Consider the following 18,551-nt stretch of genomic DNA (forward strand, 5'->3'; position numbering starts at 1 on the left):
GCGTGTCATTTCGGCGCGGCGCAATTTATTGCGCGATGAAGCGCGCCGCGACGGCCAGGGGGCGGTTTGCGACAGGGATATTACGCAAACTGCGGCAGCCACGGTTGATTCAGCGTCAGCACTTCGTCCAGCAGCGCTTCGGCGCTGGCGACATCGCCGACCAGCGGGTTGCCGACCAGCGCCAGCAGCGCGGCACCGCGATCGCCGTGCACCGCCGCGTCGATGGTTAATCGCTCGAAGGCTTTGATCTGCTGCGTCAGCCCGTGCATCAGCGGTGGCAGCGCGCCAAACACCAGCGGGTGCGCGCCCTGCGCATCGACCACACAGTTCACTTCCACCACCGCGTCGTCCGGCAGACCGTGAATCGCCCCACGGTTCTGGCAGTTCACCACCAGATTTTGCCCGCTATTGTTATGGATGGCGCTGATGAGCTCAACGGCCACTTCGGAGTAATATGCGCCGCCGCGAAAACTCAGCTGCTCCGGCTTGTGCGCCAGCTGCGGATCGGCATACAGCGCGAACAGCTCGGCTTCCACTTTCATCACCTGTTCGGCGCGCGTTCCGGCCTGGCCGTGCTGCGCTTTTTCCTGCTCTTCGGCCAGCATCTGCGGTGTTTGCCAGTAGTAGCGGTGATAAGGGCAGGGAATCGCCTGCAGCGCGCGCAGAAACGCCGGCGACCACGGCATCTCTTTGATGTTATTCATGGTCAGCGCCTGGCCTTCGCACAGCTGTTCGATCACCCCGGCGGTCACGTCCTCGCCGCGGCACAGCACCTGATGCACCCACACCAGATGGTTCAGCCCGGCGAAGCGCAGCGCCACCTCGTCAAACGGCGCCTGTAACATGCCGGCGATCATATGGTGCATATTCACCGGCACGTTACACAGGCCGATGATCTTCGCGTTGCTGTAGCGCGCCACGGCTTCGGTAACGATGCCCGCCGGATTGGTGAAGTTGATGATGAAGGCGTCCGGTGCCAGCTGTTCCACTTTGCGCGCAATCTCCAGCATCACCGGAATGGTGCGCAGCGCTTTGGCGAAGCCGCCGACGCCGGTGGTTTCCTGGCCGAGACGGCCATACTTCAGGCCCAGCCGCTCATCGGCGGCGCGTGCCGCCAGCTGGCCGACGCGTAGCTGCGTCAGCACAAAGCGCGCGCCGCGAATCGCCTCATCCAGCGCAAAGTGCACGCTGACCTTAACCTGCTCCAGCCCGTTTTTTTGCAGCATGCGGCGCGTGAGATCGGCGATGATCTGCACCTTTTCGCGTCCTGCCGCCACATCCACCAGCGCCAGTTCGGTTACCGGCAGCTGCGCATAACGGTTAATGATTCCCTCCACCAGCTCCGGCGAATAGCTGCTGCCGCCGCCAATGATTGCTATCTTAAGCATCGTTTTCTCCTGCCGTAGTACGGCGATAGAGTTCAATGATTTCGCCCGCTAAATCCTGAATCAGCATGGCGTTCATCAGGTGATCCTGGGCATGAACCAGAATCAGGGTAACCGGCAGCCGGCCGCTGCCTTCGTCCAGGCTAATCAGCGCCGTCTGCTGCTGGTGCGCGCTGCTTACGTTTTCCCGCGCCGCCGCCAGCTGCTGCTGTGCCGCATCAAACTGGCCGGCGCGCGCCAGCCGCAGGGCGCTGAGGGCGGCGCTGCGCGCAGCACCGGCCTGCACCAGCAGCAGCATGATCTCCTCTTCCGGAACCACCATTACGTCATCTTCAGGCATGCAGAATCTCCCACAGCGCAACGCCGTGTGTTATCAGTCAGATTGGGGGAAACGAAGAATCAGGAAGCGCGCAGCGCCAGCGCTTTATCCAGCACCTGTTCGCCGCGCATCATGCCGTAATCCATCATGTCGATAACGGCGACCGCCTTGCCCTGCGGGGCTGCGATGGCGGTGAGGCGGGCAGCTTCAAACTGCACCTGCGGGCCGAGCAGCACCACGTCTGCGTCCGGCAGGATACGTTCGAAATCGGCCACCGGGACGGCCTGAATGTTGATCGCCAGCCCGCGCGCTTGTGCGGCGTGCTGCATTTTATTCACCAGCATGCTGGTAGACATGCCGGCGGCACAGCAAAGAACAATGCGCATAATTTATCCTCCTGTGAATTGACTCCGGCATTTAAGACCTGTCGCAGTCGCACTGTAAATACCCTGCGGCCAGATGATTTTGTGATGAAAATTATTTAAAGTATTATTTATCAATAGCTTAATCATTAAACTGCCATGAAAATAATTTTCATTGGTGTGATCGGCACGATGATTTTCTGTTGCGAGTGCTTTAATTCCAGGAAAATTCAGTGCGCTCAGCTGAAAAAAATCTCACCATGAAAAATATTTTCATGCATCATGAGAGTTCGTTACTGAGGATGTGATGAGCTAATGGATATTGTCTGGCAACTGCAGCAGCAGTCGGCGCGTTTTGATGCGCAGGAATCAAAGCTGGCGCGATTTATTCTGGATAACCTGCACGCCAGCGCGCAGGCCACTATGGAGAGTCTGGCGACGCAGGCGGGTGTCAGCCCGGCTGTACTCCAGCGCTTTGCTGCCTCGGCGGGCTACCGCGATCTGGATGATTTTCTGCACCAGGTGCGCCAGGCCGGCCAGCAGGAAAGTGCGTTTATGACGGTGATTCGTCAGCGGCAGGCTTCGCTCAGCCAGCAGGAGCAGCGGGTGGCGCGCGCCATCCTGCGTGACGCCGCGTTTGCGGCCTCGGCCACCATTGAACAACTGGCCAGCCGGGCGGAAGTCAGTGCGGCGACCATTACCCGCTTTGCCCGTTCGGTCGGCTGCGACGATATTCGCGATCTGCGTATGCGGCTGGCACGCGCCAGCGCCGAGCCAGCCAGCGCCAGCCACGGTGCGGTGCCGCAGCTGGTGAGTCTGCATCAGGCGCTGACCCAGCAGTGGCAGCTGCTGGATGACAGCCGCTGGCAGCAGGCGGCGCAGGCGCTGCGTCAGGCACGCAGCGTGTTGCTGATCGGTGCCGCCGGCCAGCACACGCCGCTGGTGGCGGAAGTGCAGCAGCGGTTGAGTGAAGCCGGGCTGGCGCTGGCGTGGATCCAGGACGACAACCTGCTGCGTCTGACGCTCAGCCGTTTGCAGCCGGACGATCTGCTGCTGATCCTCGCGCCGGACACCATCAACAGCAGCGTGCTCAGCGCGGTGCATCACGCTCACATCCAGCAGACCCCAGTGATGGCGCTGTGCCCGGCGGCGCTGGATCTCGCCAGCCAGGCCAACTACTGGCTGCCGCTGCCGGATGCAGCACCGGCGCGGCGCTATGGCATCCTGCTGGCGCTGGACCGGCTGGCGGCGGCGCTGTAACACCCCGGCTTTCGACTCAGGCGGTTACCGCCACCTGAGATTTGGCTTCAATAAACTGCACCAGCGCGCGCGTCACGTCAGCTGTGGTGGCGCTGCCGCCGATGTCCGGCGTCAGAATGCCCGCCGCACACACGTGCTCAATGCCCTGCATTATCAGCGCGGCCGCGTTGCGTTCGCCCAGATGCTCCAGCATCTGCACCGCCGTCCAGAAGGTGGCGATCGGGTTAGCGATGCCTTTGCCGGTGATATCAAACGCCGAGCCGTGAATCGGTTCGAACATCGACGGAAAACGCCGCTCCGGATCGATATTGGCAGTCGGCGCGACGCCGAGACTGCCGGCCAGCGCGCCGGCGAGGTCGGAAAGAATATCCGCATGCAGGTTGGTGGCGACAATGGTGTCCAGCGATTGCGGGTGGAGCGTCATGCGGTGCGTCATGGCATCCACCAGCATCTTGTCCCACTGCACATCCGGAAACTCTTGCGCCACTTCCGCCGCAATTTCATCCCACATCACCATGCCGTGCCGCTGGGCATTGGATTTGGTCACCACCGTCAGCAGTTTGCGCGGCCGCGACTGCGCCAGTTTAAAGGCGTAGCGCATGATGCGCGTTACGCCGACGCGGGTGAAAATCGCCACTTCAGTGCCCACCTCTTCTGGCAGGCCGCGGTGCGCACGGCCGCCGTTGCCGGAGTATTCCCCTTCCGAGTTCTCGCGCACGATGACCCAGTCAAGATCGCCCGGTCCACGGTTGCGCAGCGGCGAGGTCACGCCCGGCAGAATTTTGGTAGGCCGCACGTTGGCGTACTGATCGAAGCCCTGACAAATCGGCAGGCGCAGCCCCCACAGCGTGATGTGATCCGGCACGTCCGGCGCGCCCACCGCGCCAAAGTAGATGGCATCAAACTGCTTCAGCGTCTGCAGGCCATCTTCCGGCATCATCACACCGTGCTGTTTGTAGTAATCCGAGCCCCAGTCAAAGGTCTGCACGTCAAACGTCAGCTGTTCATCGTGCCGCGTCAGCGCCTGCAGCACCTCAACGCCAGCCGAAATCACTTCCGGGCCAATACCGTCTGCCGGAATCGCGGCAATTTTGTAGTTACGCATAGTGTTCTCCAGTCAATTAATGGGTATGAGGATGAGGCAGATCGGCGCTTTGCGGTTTTGGCGTGTGCGCGGCGAGAATCAGCACGATGAGCGCGGACAACGCCAGCAGCGCGGCGACGAAATAGAGTCCCCAGGTGTAGCTGCCGGTTTGCTGGCGGATCACGCCAATCATCATCGGGCCGACAAAACCGCCGAGGTTGCCGATGGAATTAATGGTGGCGATGCCGGCAGCTGCGGCCGGCCCGCTGAGAAACAGCGTCGGCATGCTCCACAGCGGCGGCTTGGAAGCGCTGATGCCGACCGTGACCAGCGTCAGCGCAATAATCACCGCCAGCAGCGTGCTGACGTTACCGGCATAAATCAGCCCGGCGGCAGCCAGTAAACAGGCGCCAATGACGTGCCAGCTGCGCTCGCCACGACGATCGGAGTGACGTGCCCACAGGATCATGCCGAACACGCCGATCACCGCCGGGAAAGCGTTGAGGAAGCCGATTTCCAGCGAGGAGGCGCCGAAGCTGCGGATGATTTGCGGTGACCAGATCCCCAGCGTGTACAGCCCGGCCGACGTGCCGAAGTACACCAGCGCCAGGGCCAGTACGCGCTTGTCCGCCAGCCCGCGCCAGGCGCTGCTGTGGCCGTGCTGCGTCGACCGTGCCTGCTCTTCAGCCTGCATGGTCTCCTGCAGCCAGCGCCGCTCTTCTGCGTTCAGCCATTTAGCCTGCGCCGGACGGTCGGTGAGGAAAAACAGCACTACGATGCCCAGCAGCAACGCCGGAATCGCTTCTAATACAAACATCCACTGCCAGCCGGCGTAGCCCAGCAGACCGTGCATCTCCAGCAGCGCGGCAGAGACCGGCGAGCCGAGCGCGGTAGAGAGCGGGGCGGCGGCCATGAAGATGGCGGTAACCTGCGCGCGCTTCGCCGCCGGAAACCAGTAGCTGAGGTAGAGAATGATGCCAGGGAAGAAACCGGCTTCCGCCACGCCGAGCAGAAAGCGCAGGACGTAGAAGCTGGTGGTGCCCTGCACCAGCGCCATGCAGCCAGAGACCAATCCCCAGCTGATCATCACGCGGGCGATCCAGATGCGTGCGCCCACTTTGTGCAAAATTAAATTCGACGGGACTTCAAACAGAAAATAGCCGAGGAAAAAAATCCCGGCGCCAAAACCAAATACCGTGGGCGAGAAACCTAAATCCTGATTCATGGTTAACGCGGCAAAACCAATATTGACGCGATCGAGAAACGCGATGAAATAGAGCAGCATGATGAAGGGCACAATGCGCAACGTCACTTTACGCATCACCCTTTTTTCGAGGTGAGAGTTCATATTAAAGTGCTCCAGATTGTGTAGGGTAGTATTATTTTCTGGTTGTCGAATGCAGTATGCAGGTTTGTATTGCGCGATCATCAGGCGTGGATTATATAAACTATTTGAATAATCGTGCGGTGAGGGAAATGTGGATATAAATCAATTGCGTTGTTTTGTCGCGGTGGGTAAAGAACTGCATTTCGGCCGGGCGGCACAAAGTATGGAAATGATGCCTGCATCACTTTCCCGCTTTATTCGCCTGCTGGAGGAGGATCTCGGCGTGCGCCTGTTAAACCGCTCAACGCGCAATGTTTCATTAACCGCTGAGGGAGCCCTGTTTTTTGACGAAGCGGGAAAACTGATCGATCAGTTTGATGCGCTGGCGCTGCGTTTTAAAGGCGGATTAAAAGATGAACGCCGGACATTACGCATTGGCGCTATCGATAGCGCCGCGCGCGGTTTAGTTCCGGCACTGCTGAATTTATTTGTGCCGCGTCATCCGCTGAGCGATATCCATATTATCGAAGATAAAACCCTTAACCTGATTCCCAAATTAAAATCCGGCTGGCTGGATATGATTATTATCCGCGCGCCGCAGCGCATGGATGCGTCACTGGCGCTGCGTTTTATTACCCGCGAAAGTTGCGTGCTGGCAGTGCCGCTGACGCATCCGCTGGCGGATAAAGCGCAGGTGACGGTGGCAGATTTTCAGCATGAAGCCATGATTATTCCGGACCGCCGCACCCGGCCGCACAGCCACGATCTCACCATCAGCCTGTTTAAGCAGGCTGGCCTGACGCCGCATATCGCGCAATATGCCGAAGAGAAGCAAACCATTCTCAGCCTGGTGTCCGCCGGCCTCGGTCTGGCGGTGGTGCCAGCCTCTTATCGCACCATGAACAGCGACAGCGTGCGCTATATCGCGCTGACGTTACCTGAGCAGATCAAAGGCTTGCCGCTGAGTATTGCGTGGCAGAAGGGCAACGAAGATCCGCTGTTGCGTGAAATGCTGCGTCTGCTGCATGACCACCGGCAGGAATTGATCGACAGGCTGTGAGGCTGCGCCGGAACGCACGCTGACTATCTGTTTGTTACTTTCATTCTTCAAGTGACTTGCAAAATGAAAGCTACCCTGCCACAGTATCCCGCATCGACTTCACATCGGGAACTGGCCCATGAAAAACCAACCTCTGTGTAATATGCCGTGCCCTATCGCACGCAGTCTTGGACGCATCGGCGACGGCTGGAGCATGCTGATTATGCGCGATGCGCTGGCCGGCTTTACCCGCTTTGATGAGTTTCAGAAAAGCAGCGGCGTGGCGCCCAATATTCTGTCGCGCCGGCTGAAAGAACTGGTGGAGGACGGATTGCTGGAAAAGGTGTGTTACAGCGACACTCCGGCACGCTACGAGTACCAGCTCACTGCGGCGGGCCGCGATTTTCGTACGGTAATACTGGCGCTGGCCGAGTGGGGTAGCACCCACTTCTCACCGGAAGGGCGGCAGATGCAGCTGGTTGAAAGCGCCACTCAGCGCCCGGTGACGCCGCAAATGGTCGACAGCGCCACCGGCCAGCCGCTCTCCAGTGACAAATACCAGATGGTGCCAGGCCCGGCGGCCAGCCCGATGATGCACTATCGCCAGCAGTATCTGGCGAGAAAGCGCGCAGGCGATACGGCGCAAAAATTCGCCCCGCAGACGGTGGCCGGGAACGAACCATGAGCCTGACGCGGAAAAAAGCGGCACTGCTGCTGATGCTGGCCTGCGGCGGCGTGGCGCTGGCCGGCTATGGCTATTACTGGTGGCACAGCGCGCGCTTTATGCCTTCGACCGATGATGCCTACGTCGGCGCGGATATCAGTGCGATTTCGGCCAAAGTGTCCGGCTATGTCCAGACGCTTGCGGTGCAGGATAATGCGGCGGTTAAAAAGGGCGACCTGCTGGTGCAGCTGGATAACCGCGACTATCGGGCGGCGGTTGACCGTGCGGCGGGCGAAGTCGCCGCGCAGCAGGCGGCGCTGCAGGATATCGCCGCCACGCGCCAGCTCCAGCTGGCCACCATCGACGGCGCGCGTGCTGCGCTGCTGGCGGCGCAGGCGGTGACGCAGAAAACCACCGCCGACCAGCGCCGCTATGACGCGCTGGTGAGCAGCGCTGCGGTGTCGCAGCAGATTCGCGATCATGCGCAGGCCGATTACCATCAGGCGCTGGCGCAGGAAGGTAAAACCCGTGCCGATCGCGCGGTCGCCGAACGTCAGCTGCAGGTGCTGGATGCGCGCGAGCAGCAGACGCACGCCGCGCTGGCACAGGCGCAGGCCGACCTGGCACTGGCACAGCTCAATCTGGAATACACCGCTATCCGCGCGCCGTTTGATGGCGTAATTGGCAATCGCCGCGCCTGGGCTGGTTCGTATATCAGCAGCGGCACGCAGCTGCTGTCGCTGGTGCCGGCGCAGGGGCTGTGGATTGACGCCAACTTCAAAGAGAGCCAGCTGGCGCACATGCGGCCAGGCCAGACGGCAACAATTGTCGCGGACGTGCTGCCAGGCCGCACCTTCAGCGGGCATGTCGCCAGCCTGTCGCCTGCGACCGGTTCGCGCTTCAGCATTCTGCCGGCGGAAAACGCCACCGGTAACTTCACCAAAATTGTCCAGCGCGTGCCGGTGCGCATTGCGCTGGACGGCGATGCGGCCACGCTCGGGCTGTTGCGTCCGGGACTGTCGGTGACTGTTACCGTCGATGAGCGCAGCGCGCGATGAGCCGCGTGGCCGCCGCGCCGATCGCGCCCGCGCAGATGCCGGTCAGCCGGAAAGTCTTCGCCTTTGCCACCCTGTGCATCGGCATGTTTATCGCGCTGCTGGATATCCAGATTGTCTCAGCTTCGCTGCGCGACATTGGCGGTGGCCTGTCGGCGGGCGATGATGAAACCGTGTGGGTGCAGACCAGCTACCTGATCGCCGAAATCATCATTATTCCGCTCTCCGGCTGGCTGGCCAGCGTGCTGTCTACACGCTGGCTGTTCGCCGCCTCGGCCTGTGGCTTTACGCTGATGAGCCTGCTGTGCGGCTGGGCGTGGAACATTCAGAGCATGATCGCGTTCCGTGCGCTGCAGGGGCTGGCGGGCGGCTCAATGATCCCGCTGGTGTTCACCACCGCCTTCGCCTTTTTCCAGGGCCGGCAGCGGGTGATTGCTGCCGCGACCGTCGGCGCGCTGGCGTCGCTGGCGCCGACGCTTGGCCCGACCGTTGGCGGCTGGATCACCGATAACTTCAGCTGGCACTGGCTGTTTTTTATCAACATCATTCCCGGTATTTACATCACCATTGCGGTTCCGCTGCTGGTGAACATCGACGCGCCCAACCGCGAACTGCTGCGCGGCGCGGATTATCTCAGCATCGTGCTGCTGGCGCTGTCGCTCGGCTGTCTGGAATATACGCTGGAAGAGGGGCCGCGCTGGGGCTGGTTTGATGATGACACCATTGCCACCACCGGCTGGATTGCGCTGGCGGCGGGCGTGTTGTTTGTGATCCGCACGCTGCGGCATGCCAAACCGATCGTCGATTTACGCGCGCTCAAGGACCGCGACTTTAGCCTCGGCTGCTACTTCTCGTTTATGGCGGGCGTAGGGATCTTCGCCACCATTTACCTTACGCCACTGTTTCTCAGCCAGGTGCGCGGCTTCAGCGCACTGGAGACTGGACTGGCGATCTTCTCCACCGGGGTGTTTCAGATTCTGTCGATCCCGCTGTATGCCTGGCTGGCGAACCGCGTCGATCTGCGTATTTTGCTGGCGGCGGGGCTGATCTGTTTTGCGCTGTCGATGCATTTCTTCGTGCCGATTATCCATGACTGGGGGGCGAAGGAGCTGCTGTTTCCGCAGGCATTTCGCGGTATGGCGCAGCAGTTTGCCGTGGCACCGACGGTGACGCTGACGCTGGGCAGTTTGCCACCGGCACGCCTGAAGCTCGCGTCTGGCCTGTTTAATCTGATGCGCAACCTTGGCGGCGCGATTGGCATTGCCCTGTGCGGTACGGTGCTCAACGACCGCACCAACCTGCACTTTAGCCGGCTGGCGGATCACCTCACCAGCGCCAGCCTGACGCTGGGTGATTTTCTGCAGGGGCGCGCTCAGGCGCTGATGGCCAGCGGCCTGAGCCCGGATGCTGCGCATACGGCCGCGCTGCAGTCGCTGGCGGCGCTGACGCTGCGTGAAGCGCGCACCCAGGCCTTTTCCGACGCGTTCTGGCTGATCATGACAGGCTTTTTCGTCGCGGCGCTGCTGGTGCCGTTACTGAAAAAGCCGCAAGGGTGAGCGCCAGATCGCAGCCCATTAACGTTTACTCAGCGCTTCCCACAGGCCCAGCAGATAGGTGGTGCCCAGCGCGCGGTCGTACAAACCGTAGCCGGGCCGTCCGGTTTCACCCCAGATAAAGCGGCCGTGATCCGAACGGATATAGCCGTCAAAGCCGTTGTCATACATCGACTGCAGCACTTTATACATATCCAGCGAGCCATATTCCGTCGGATGCGCGCACTCGTAGAAATCTTTATCGCGGATGATCTTGATGTTGCGCACGTGGGCAAACGGGATGCGCTTGCGGCGCGAGAATTCGGCCAGAATGGCATAGACATCGTTCTGCGGATCCTCGGCAATCGATCCGGTGCACAGCGTGATGCCGTTGGCTTCAGAATCGACGACGTTACAGATCCAGTCGAGATCGTCGCGGTTCTTCACCACGCGCGGCAGACCGAAGATCGAATACGGCGGATCGTCCGGGTGGATCGCCATCTTCACGCCCACCTCTTCACACACCGGGATCACCGCTTTGAGGAAATACGCGAGGTTTTCGCGCAGCTTCGCGTCATCTACGTCCTGATATTTGGCAAACAGCTCCTGAACTTTTGCCAGCCGTTCCGGCTCCCAGCCCGGCAGCGCGAAGCCGTTAGCACTGCCCAGCACCTCTTTCACCACTTCGTCAAGGCTTTTATCAATGCCCTGCTTCTCGAAGGCCATGGTGATGGAGCCATCCGGCAGCACATAATTCATATCCGTCTTCATCCAGTCAAACACCGGCATGAAGTTGTAGCAGATCACTTTTACCCCGGCGGCCGCCAGGTTGCGGATGCTTTGCTGATAATTGGCGATGTAGCGATCGCGACTCGGCAGGCCGATCTTGATGTCGTCATGAATATTGACGCTTTCAATCACTTCAACCGTCAGTCCGGCCGCATGTACCTGATCGACCAGCGCCTGGATCTTCTCCTGCGGCCAGGTTTCGCCCACCGGCACATCGTACAGCGCGCCCACCACGCCGCGTACGCCCGGCACCTGGCGAATATATTCCAGCGAAACCTTGTCTTCCTTCGGACCAAACCACCGCATTGTCAGTTGCATTATGTCATCCACCGTCATCGTGTCTGTATGATAAGTGTTAAACTACCATACTAGAATTCACAGAGGCAGCATTACGCAGCGACTAAGTCTTGATCCGCGTCACAGAACCGGGTTTATCCGCGCTGCGGCGGGTTACTGCGCCGTCACCAGCTGGTTGAAGTACTGCTTGTACTTGAACAGTTCCAGGTCCGAACGCAGCCCCAGTTTGCGCAGCGCGGTTTGCTTCTGACCGCTGATGGTTTTGCGGCTGCGCGCGTATTTACCGGCGATCTGCGTAATGCTCAACCCATCCAGATAGCAGCGAATCACCTCGATTTCGCGCGGACTCAGCTCGCGCAACAACAGAGTGATGTCGTCGCCCGCCTGGCGCGGCGTCAGGTAGTCGTGCATTTCACGGTCGCTCTCCTGGAATTTATCCAGCTCCAGCATCATGTCCGGCGTCAGGAAACGCTTGCCGCGACAGATCTGATGAATGGCATCGATCAGCACTTCCTGATCGTGGCTTTTGCCGACAAATCCCTGCACGCCGGCTTTCAGCAACAGCTGAACAATCGCCGGTTTCTCCACTGCGGACGACACCAGAATCTTCAGCTGCGGATAGTGCAGGCGCAGCTGCTTCACCATTTGCAGCCCGTCGAGCTGGTCTTCACCCAGCATGTAATCCAGTACCAGGATGTCGATCGGGTGGCGCTGCAGGAAGGTCATCAGCTGCTGGCGCTGGGCAAAGGCCCCGGCCAGATCGAGCTGCGATTCCTGCGCTAAACGGTACTGCATGGCTTTACCGATCAGCGGATGATCGTCCAGCACGGCAATCTGCCAGATTGCGCTCTCTTTCATTAAATTACCTCTTCAGGAATGGGCGTTTCCAGGGCACGCAGGAACAGCGCGTCCAGCTCGGCCACCGCCCCGGCGACCTCCGGCAGCAGCTGTTGTAATAGCGCACCATCTTCATGCTCCGCCGCCTGTTCGGCGGCGCGGCAGCGATGTTGCAGCGCGTCGGCGCGCAGCATCCGGGCACTGCCGAGTAGCTGATGCGCGGCGTGACGCGCCGAAGCAAAATTGTTCGCAGCCACCGCCTGCGTCAGCTGGGCGAGATCGTAACTGTTCTGCTGGCGCGCGGTGGTCACCAGGTCGCGCCACGCCTGCGGGTTGTTTGCCGCCAGATTCTCCAGTGTCAGCAGGGTATCGTCGCGCGTCGGGTTCATCGGTGCGCCGGTGATCACCTGCAGCAGCTGCGCGCGCTCCAGCGGTTTAAACAGACAACCGTTCATGCCGGCGTCCTGCGCCAGCTGCGCCACGCGCTCCTCCGCCATCGCCGTCAGGCCGTAAACCGGCACCGCGCGTCGCACCAGGCGCTTCTCTTCGGCGCGCAGCTGGCGGGTGAATTCGAAGCCGTCCATCTCCGGCATGTTGCAGTCGGTAATCACGCGGTCCGGCTGATTTTCGCGCCACAGCGCCAGTGCCGCTGCACCGCCGTCCGCCACCAGCACATGGTGCCCGGCGTAGCGCAGCTGCTGGGCCAGCAGCAGACGGTTAGTGGCGTTGTCATCGACAATCAGAATGCGCAGTGCAGCCTGTTTTGCTGGCTCCACCGCCTGTGGCAGGGCGGGCTGCTCATGTTCAATACGCGCCGCTTCCGCGCGGAAGCGCAGCATAAACACGCTGCCGTCACCCGGTTCACTCTCGACGTGCAGCTCGGTGCCAAGCATCACCGCCAGCCGGCGACAGATATTCAGGCCTAACCCGGTGCCGCTGGCGCGGTTGCTGCCCTGATCGACCTGAATGAACGGCTCGAAGATCGCCTGCTGCTGCTCTGCCGTCAGGCCAACTCCGCTGTCGCTCACCTCCAGCACATACTCCGGCCGCGTGCTCTCTGCCTGATACAGCGCCACTTCCACTGCGCCGTGCGAGGTAAACTTGATGGCGTTGCTCACCAGATTGGAGAGGATTTGCTTTAGCGCTACCGGGTCAAACAGCACCTGATCCTGCGTCAGCTCCAGCACAATATTCAGCTCAAGGCCTTTATTCAGCGCCACCTGGCGGAACAGCGCTTCGCAGTCATGCACCACTTCGCTGAGCGACATCGGCTGCAGCTGCACGCTAAAATGCCCGGATTCGATTTTTGCCAGGTCGAGAATATCGCCCACCAGCGACAGCAGCGAACGCGACGACTCCCAGGCGACATCAATGTTTTTCTGCCGCTGCTGTTCATTACTCTGGCCGAGATGCTCGATTTCCAGCAGGCCAATCAGCGCCGCCAGCGGCGTGCGAATTTCATGACTCATGTGCGACAGGAAGGTGCTTTTCGCTTCGCTGGCGCGCACCGCGACTTCGTTGGCTTTGCGCAGGTCGGCCATCAGCGCTTCGATATGCGCCAGCTGCTCGCTGATTTCACGCTCGTGCTCGCGCTGTTTCGCCAGTGAGGCTTTCAGCAGATGGTTACGCCACAGGAAAAACAGCAGGGCCAGCCCGGCTACGGCGACGATGCGCAATATATAGCTGCGATAGCTTTGCCACGAGGTGCTGGTAGCGGGCGGCGTGTATTTGATCCAGCGCTCCATCAGCGACTGCATGGTCGGCTGCGGAATATCGGACAGCGCTTTGTTAAGGATCGACAGCAGCACCTGATCCTGCCCATTGACCGCCATCGCCATACGGAACATCGGCAGCGGCGCGACAAAAGCCACTTTGAAGCTGTCACTGAAGTGATTGTTGAGCAGAAACAGCGACGACTCGTATGGCACGATAAAGCCATCCAGCTGCTTATCCAGCAGCTGACCGAGTGAATCAATCGACACGCCGTTTTCGACAAAGTTGATGCCCGGCCAGCGTTCGCGTAAATCGTAGCGATAATAGGCGCGCTCATAGATGCCGATGCGCTTGCCCGCCATCTCATCAAAGCTTTTCCACGGGCTGTCTTTGCGCGTCACCACTACCCACGACGAGTAGATGTAAGAGCGGGTGTAGCGGATTTTGTCGTCCTGCTGCGCGGTGGCGTCGCTGACGGCGATAATCGCATCGCGCTGGCGGTTGAGCGTATCGCGCATGTTGCTCAACCCCTGAATCGGATTGTAGCGAAAGCGAATGCCGGTGCGCTGGGAAATCATTTTCAGCAGGTCCATGCTCAGGCCGACCACGCGCTGGCGGTTATCAGTAAAGGTAAACGGCGTATGCGAAGGATCGTAATTAACGGTGATCTCGCGGTGCTCTGCCAGCCACGCGGCCTCTTGTTCGCTCAGATCGAGGGGATAATTTTTCACCACCGACTGATAATCCAGGCTCCAGGCTTCCGCGATCTGTACCGCGTTGCGCAGCGGAATGTTTTTCAGGATTTCATCGATGGCTGCGATCAGAGGCAGATTGGCACTGTTGCTGGCAAAGCGCGCGTCGACATCGTTGGTGTACGGCGTGCTGTGCGCTTCAATCACATTCTGCAGGCCGCGATGCGAAAGAAAGCGCTGAGTGGCGCTGTTGCTCCAGAACAGGGTGTTTTCGCTAAACGCGGTGTCGGTGTAGGCCCACAGCGGCGGCGCGGCCGGCGCCAGCGTGGCGCGCGGATAGCGCTTGTGCAGCAGCGCTTTGAGTTCTGCATCACCGTAATAGAGCAGGCGATAGCGGCTATTTTTCAGCTCACTGTCGAAGGTCGCGTTACGTTTGCTGATTAATACGCTGCGCGCCAGTGAATACGGCAGGCTCAGCGCCAGCTGCGTATCCTGATTGGCGGCCAGCGTGTAGTAAGGAATCAGATCGACTTCACCGTCGTTGAGCGCATCCACCAGCTCCAGCCGGGTTTTATATACCTTGATTTTCACCGGCAGATTCAACGCCTTTGCCACGATGGCCAGATAATCGGCCGAGAGTCCTTCGTAGGTATTGGCTTCAAACGACACGGAATAGGGCGGCAGCGGGTTGTTCCACACGCCGACGCGCAGTACAGAGTGCTGTTTCAGCCACTGCTGGCTCTGCGGCGACAGCGTGACTTCCGGTGCTACCAGACCATAGCGCGGCGAGAAATTTAACGTGGTTGCACCCCAGGCAGACAGACAAAAGCCCAGTAACAGAAGGAGGCTGAGGATGCGTTTACTCACGGATGGTTTCACTCGCTGGACCGGTTGCGCGCGCCGCCACCATGACGGCGCTTCTTCTCTGACAGCACGTTGCGCGTCAGGCATCCTTCAACAGCGACTTAATACAAGTGGACTTAAATCGCGCTTAAGAAATTTCTTAAAAACAGGAGGGAAAATTCCTGGTGAAAGCCAGGTTTCGCCAGCGCGCCGAAGCGAAGCGCGCTGCTATTTTTAGTAAGTGTAAGTTTTGTTTGCTGAAATTACCGCGTTGCTTCGCCATTCCTGCTGAACCCGGCGCAATTTTCCGACGCTAATCGCCTTTTCATTTGTTTTATTTACAGAATCTATCGTGCAGGCAAAATAGCCCTTATTTTCTCTCCAGCGATCAACCATGTCCGAAGAAGCGCTGCGCCAGCAGATTCAGAACCTGAAAAAGCACAATGCGCGCCTCAAGCGCCTGGCGCACGACGCGCGTAATAAGCTGAACGCGGCGCTGGACGGCACCGGCTTGTGCCTGTGGCAGCTGGATATTCCCAGCGGCAAACTGGTGATTTTTAACCGGCGCTGGGGCGCGATGCTCGGCTTTCAGGCGAAAGAGACCAAAGCGCGCTTTGATGCCTGGCGCGAGTGCCTGCATCCGGAAGATGCCGATGAGGTGCTGCGCGCCTTTTACGATCATATTGAAGGACGCGCGCCCTATTACGAGGCGCTGCACCGTATGATCGGCAAGAACGGCAAAATCACCTGGGTGCTGGATCGCGGACGCGTCAGCGAGTGGGACGAGCAGGGTAATCCGCTCAAAGTGACCGGCACCCATATCGACATGACCAAAGAGAAGAATTACGAAGCCCAGCTCTCCCTGCTGGCGCATCACGACCCGTTAACCGCGTTGCCCAACCGCCACGCGCTGCAGGCGCATTTTAGTCAGCTGCAACGCGCCGGGCCGCTGTGCGTGGCATTTATCGACCTCGACAACTTCAAGCATGTCAATGACACGCTCGGCCATCGCAGCGGTGACGAGGTGCTGATTCAGCTCAGCCAGCGCATCCGCGATTTGCTGCCGTCAGAGGCCATCGTCGGGCGGCTTGGCGGCGATGAGTTCGTGCTGCTGCTGCCGTTTTTGATTGATTACCCCAAGGTGCGCATTCTGGCGCAGGCGGTGCTGGATGCGGCGCTGACGCCGTTTGATATCGACAATGGTCATGCGCGGATTGGTGCTTCGATCGGTATCGCCCCGGTACACCGGCGCGACAGCTTCGACGACGCGCTGACCCGGGCGGATGGCGCGATGTACCAGATTAAGAAGAACGGTAAGCAGGGCTTTGGCCTGGCAGGCAATATATCGATGGGGTGAGGGCCAGCGCCCGCACCCCTTGATCACTTAAAACGCAAAACAGGAACAGCCCAGCGCCCCCCAGAACGCGTTGTTGTCTGACACCGGCACCGATGACTGGCGCGCGACATCATGAGCGTGGCTGTGCACGCCGCAGGGGCCGCTGCACTGGTGTACCTGCGGCATCCGCGCGGCACGGCCGCTGGTCTGCGGCGGGGCGCTGCGGTAGTGACCGGGCACGGTAACCACCGGCGACCACTCTGGCAACACCGGCACCGGCGGCGGTGCCAGCGGCGTGAAGCTGCCGGCGGCATACACCACATTGCCATCCACCAGCGTCAGCACTGATTCAATGCCTTTGATCTCCTCTTCCGGCACGCTGAAGAAATCTTTCGACAGCAGCACCAGATCCGCCAGCTGGCCGACTTTGATCTCACCTTTGGCGCTCTGCTCGCTGGAGAACCAGGCGCTGCCTTTGGTCCACAGCATCAGTGCGGTTTCACGGTCGATGCGTGCGTTGTCATCGTACAACTGCATCCCACCGACGGTACGGCCTGAAACCAGCCAGTACAGTGCGGTCCACGGGTTATAGCTGGCAACGCGGGTGGCATCGGTACCAAGACCGACCGGTACACCGGCCTCCAGCATGCGCGCCACCGGCGGCGTCTGCTTCGCGGCCTCTTTACCGTAGCGATCGACAAAGTATTCCCCCTGGAAAGCCATGCGATGCTGCACCGCCAGGCCGCCGCCGAGCGCTTTTACCCGTTCAATATTGGCTTCAGTGATGGTTTCCGCATGGTCAAAGAACCAGTGCAGGCCATTGAACGGAATGTCGCGATTCACCTTCTCAAACACATCCAGCATGCGGCTGATCGATTCGTTATAGGTGGCGTGCAGGCGGAATGGCCAGCGATGCTCCACCAGGTGACGCACCACGCGCTCCAGCTCATCTTCCATGCCGGGTGCCAGATCCGGGCGCGGTTCGAGGAAATCTTCGAAGTCCGCCGCCGAGAACACCAGCATTTCACCGGCACCGTTGTGGCGCAGGAAATTGGTGCCCTGGCCCGGCTTCAGCATATCGGTCCACTTCTCAAAGTCTTCCAGCTCGTGGCCGGGACGCTGGGTGAACAGGTTATAGGCGATGCGTACCGTCAGCTGCTTTTTCGCGTGCAGTTCGGCGATCACGTCGTAATCGTCCGGGTAATTCTGGAAGCCGCCGCCGGCGTCAATGGCGCTGGTCAGACCGAGGCGGTTCAGTTCACGCATAAACTGACGCGTCGAGTTAACTTGCTGTTCCAGCGGCAGTTTGGGCCCTTTCGCCAGCGTGGCGTACAGCAGCATGGCGTTAGGACGGGCGATCAGCATGCCGGTCGGATTGCCATTGCTGTCGCGCTGGATTTCGCCGCCCGGCGGGTTGGGGGTCTCTTTGGTGTAGCCCACCACTTTCAGCGCGGCGCGATTGAGCAGCGCGCGGTCATACAGATGCAGAATGAAGACCGGCGTATCGGGCGCGGCGGCGTTGATTTCGTCCAGCGTCGGCATGCGGCGCTCAGCAAACTGGAACTCGCTCCAGCCCCCGACCACGCGCACCCACTGCGGTGACGGCGTACGCAGGGCCTGTTCGCGCAGCATACGCAGCGCATCGGCCAGCGACGGCACGCCTTCCCAGCGCAGCTCAAGATTGTAGTTGAGGCCACCGCGAATCAGATGCAGGTGGGAATCGTTCAGGCCGGGAATGCCGGTGTGCCCTTTGGCGTCGATGATTTGCGTGTCGCTGCCGGCAAAGCGCATGACGTCCGCTTCGCTACCTACGGCGAGGAACTTGCCGTCTTTGATGGCCACGGCGGTAGCCAGCGGGTTTGCGCGGTCGACGGTGTGAAACTTACCGTTGGTAAAAATCAGGGATGCGGTCGTCATTCTGTTCTCTCCGTTAAATTAAGCGTAGCGGCCCTCAGCCACCGTGTTAATGCGCGGTTAAAAATGCTTGCGCCGATGAGGAAAAAAATACGAAATGACA

At 60.1% G+C, this 18,551-nt stretch carries 15 protein-coding genes; 6 read left to right on the forward strand and 9 right to left on the reverse strand.

Annotated features, from left to right (window positions below; all coding sequences use genetic code 11):
* Nucleotides 1-80: 80 nt before the first annotated feature.
* The 3 genes from OXR61_RS07890 to OXR61_RS07900 are packed head-to-tail and all read right to left on the reverse strand — an operon-like array spanning nt 81 to nt 2,093.
* Nucleotides 81-1,388, reverse strand: coding sequence for a 6-phospho-beta-glucosidase (locus OXR61_RS07890; protein ID WP_021507629.1), 1,308 nt, complete (start codon nt 1,386-1,388; stop codon nt 81-83).
* A complete protein-coding gene (locus OXR61_RS07895) occupies nt 1,381-1,725 on the reverse strand; it encodes a PTS lactose/cellobiose transporter subunit IIA (RefSeq protein WP_230201125.1) in 345 nt (114 codons plus the stop codon). The genes OXR61_RS07890 and OXR61_RS07895 overlap by 8 nt, the downstream gene beginning before the upstream one ends.
* 59 nt (nt 1,726-1,784) lie before the next feature.
* Nucleotides 1,785-2,093, reverse strand: a complete 309-nt coding sequence (locus OXR61_RS07900; protein ID WP_031279718.1) for a PTS sugar transporter subunit IIB — start codon at nt 2,091-2,093, stop codon at nt 1,785-1,787.
* Between the two features lie 288 nt (nt 2,094-2,381).
* On the opposite strand from OXR61_RS07900, the gene OXR61_RS07905 reads away from it, so the two are divergent.
* On the forward strand, nt 2,382-3,326 hold the full coding sequence (locus OXR61_RS07905) for a MurR/RpiR family transcriptional regulator (protein ID WP_021507626.1): 945 nt from the start codon (nt 2,382-2,384) through the stop codon (nt 3,324-3,326).
* A gap of 16 nt (nt 3,327-3,342) precedes the next feature.
* On the opposite strand, the gene OXR61_RS07910 is transcribed toward OXR61_RS07905, so the two are convergent.
* Together OXR61_RS07910 and OXR61_RS07915 are read right to left on the reverse strand one after the other, a co-directional pair.
* Complete coding sequence (locus OXR61_RS07910; RefSeq protein ID WP_021507625.1) at nt 3,343-4,431, reverse strand: tartrate dehydrogenase; 1,089 nt, start codon at nt 4,429-4,431, stop codon at nt 3,343-3,345.
* 16 nt (nt 4,432-4,447) lie between these two features.
* Nucleotides 4,448-5,758: an MFS transporter gene (locus OXR61_RS07915; RefSeq protein ID WP_021507624.1), complete on the reverse strand. Its 1,311-nt coding sequence runs from the start codon at nt 5,756-5,758 to the stop codon at nt 4,448-4,450.
* 130 nt (nt 5,759-5,888) lie between these two features.
* Between OXR61_RS07915 and OXR61_RS07920 the strand changes: the two genes are divergently transcribed.
* The 4 genes from OXR61_RS07920 to OXR61_RS07935 all read left to right on the forward strand — a co-directional run bounded on the left by OXR61_RS07920 (nt 5,889) and on the right by OXR61_RS07935 (nt 10,051).
* Nucleotides 5,889-6,797 carry a LysR family transcriptional regulator gene (locus OXR61_RS07920; protein WP_031279716.1) on the forward strand — a complete coding sequence of 303 codons (909 nt, stop codon included), beginning with the start codon at nt 5,889-5,891 and terminating at the stop codon, nt 6,795-6,797.
* A 118-nt stretch (nt 6,798-6,915) separates the two neighbouring features.
* Nucleotides 6,916-7,461: a helix-turn-helix domain-containing protein gene (locus OXR61_RS07925; RefSeq protein ID WP_031279715.1), complete on the forward strand. Its 546-nt coding sequence runs from the start codon at nt 6,916-6,918 to the stop codon at nt 7,459-7,461.
* Nucleotides 7,458-8,498 (forward strand): HlyD family secretion protein, encoded by a 1,041-nt coding sequence (locus OXR61_RS07930; RefSeq protein WP_021507621.1) that lies wholly within the window; start codon nt 7,458-7,460, stop codon nt 8,496-8,498. Before OXR61_RS07925 ends, OXR61_RS07930 begins: the two co-directional genes overlap by 4 nt.
* On the forward strand, nt 8,495-10,051 hold the full coding sequence (locus OXR61_RS07935) for a DHA2 family efflux MFS transporter permease subunit (protein WP_021507620.1): 1,557 nt from the start codon (nt 8,495-8,497) through the stop codon (nt 10,049-10,051). Before OXR61_RS07930 ends, OXR61_RS07935 begins: the two co-directional genes overlap by 4 nt.
* An 18-nt stretch (nt 10,052-10,069) precedes the next feature.
* Here the strand turns inward: OXR61_RS07935 and uxuA are convergent, their stop codons facing one another.
* The 3 genes from uxuA to OXR61_RS07950 all read right to left on the reverse strand — a co-directional run bounded on the left by uxuA (nt 10,070) and on the right by OXR61_RS07950 (nt 15,222).
* Nucleotides 10,070-11,134 (reverse strand): mannonate dehydratase, encoded by a 1,065-nt coding sequence (uxuA, locus tag OXR61_RS07940; protein WP_031279714.1) that lies wholly within the window; start codon nt 11,132-11,134, stop codon nt 10,070-10,072.
* 132 nt (nt 11,135-11,266) lie between these two features.
* Nucleotides 11,267-11,971, reverse strand: coding sequence for a response regulator transcription factor (locus tag OXR61_RS07945; RefSeq protein ID WP_021507618.1), 705 nt, complete (start codon nt 11,969-11,971; stop codon nt 11,267-11,269).
* Nucleotides 11,971-15,222 (reverse strand): transporter substrate-binding domain-containing protein, encoded by a 3,252-nt coding sequence (locus tag OXR61_RS07950; RefSeq protein ID WP_021507617.1) that lies wholly within the window; start codon nt 15,220-15,222, stop codon nt 11,971-11,973. Before OXR61_RS07950 ends, OXR61_RS07945 begins: the two co-directional genes overlap by 1 nt.
* 370 nt (nt 15,223-15,592) lie before the next feature.
* On the opposite strand from OXR61_RS07950, the gene OXR61_RS07955 reads away from it, so the two are divergent.
* Complete coding sequence (locus tag OXR61_RS07955; protein ID WP_021507616.1) at nt 15,593-16,555, forward strand: sensor domain-containing diguanylate cyclase; 963 nt, start codon at nt 15,593-15,595, stop codon at nt 16,553-16,555.
* A 27-nt stretch (nt 16,556-16,582) separates the two neighbouring features.
* Here OXR61_RS07955 and OXR61_RS07960 read toward each other — a convergent pair whose 3' ends face one another.
* A complete protein-coding gene (locus OXR61_RS07960; RefSeq protein WP_021507615.1) occupies nt 16,583-18,451 on the reverse strand; it encodes an amidohydrolase in 1,869 nt (622 codons plus the stop codon).
* Between the last annotated feature and the right edge of the window lie 100 nt (nt 18,452-18,551).

This window comes from Pantoea sp. GM_Pan_4 (assembly GCF_026541005.1).
In the GTDB taxonomy this organism is placed as follows: Bacteria; Pseudomonadota; Gammaproteobacteria; order Enterobacterales; family Enterobacteriaceae; genus Pantoea; species Pantoea dispersa.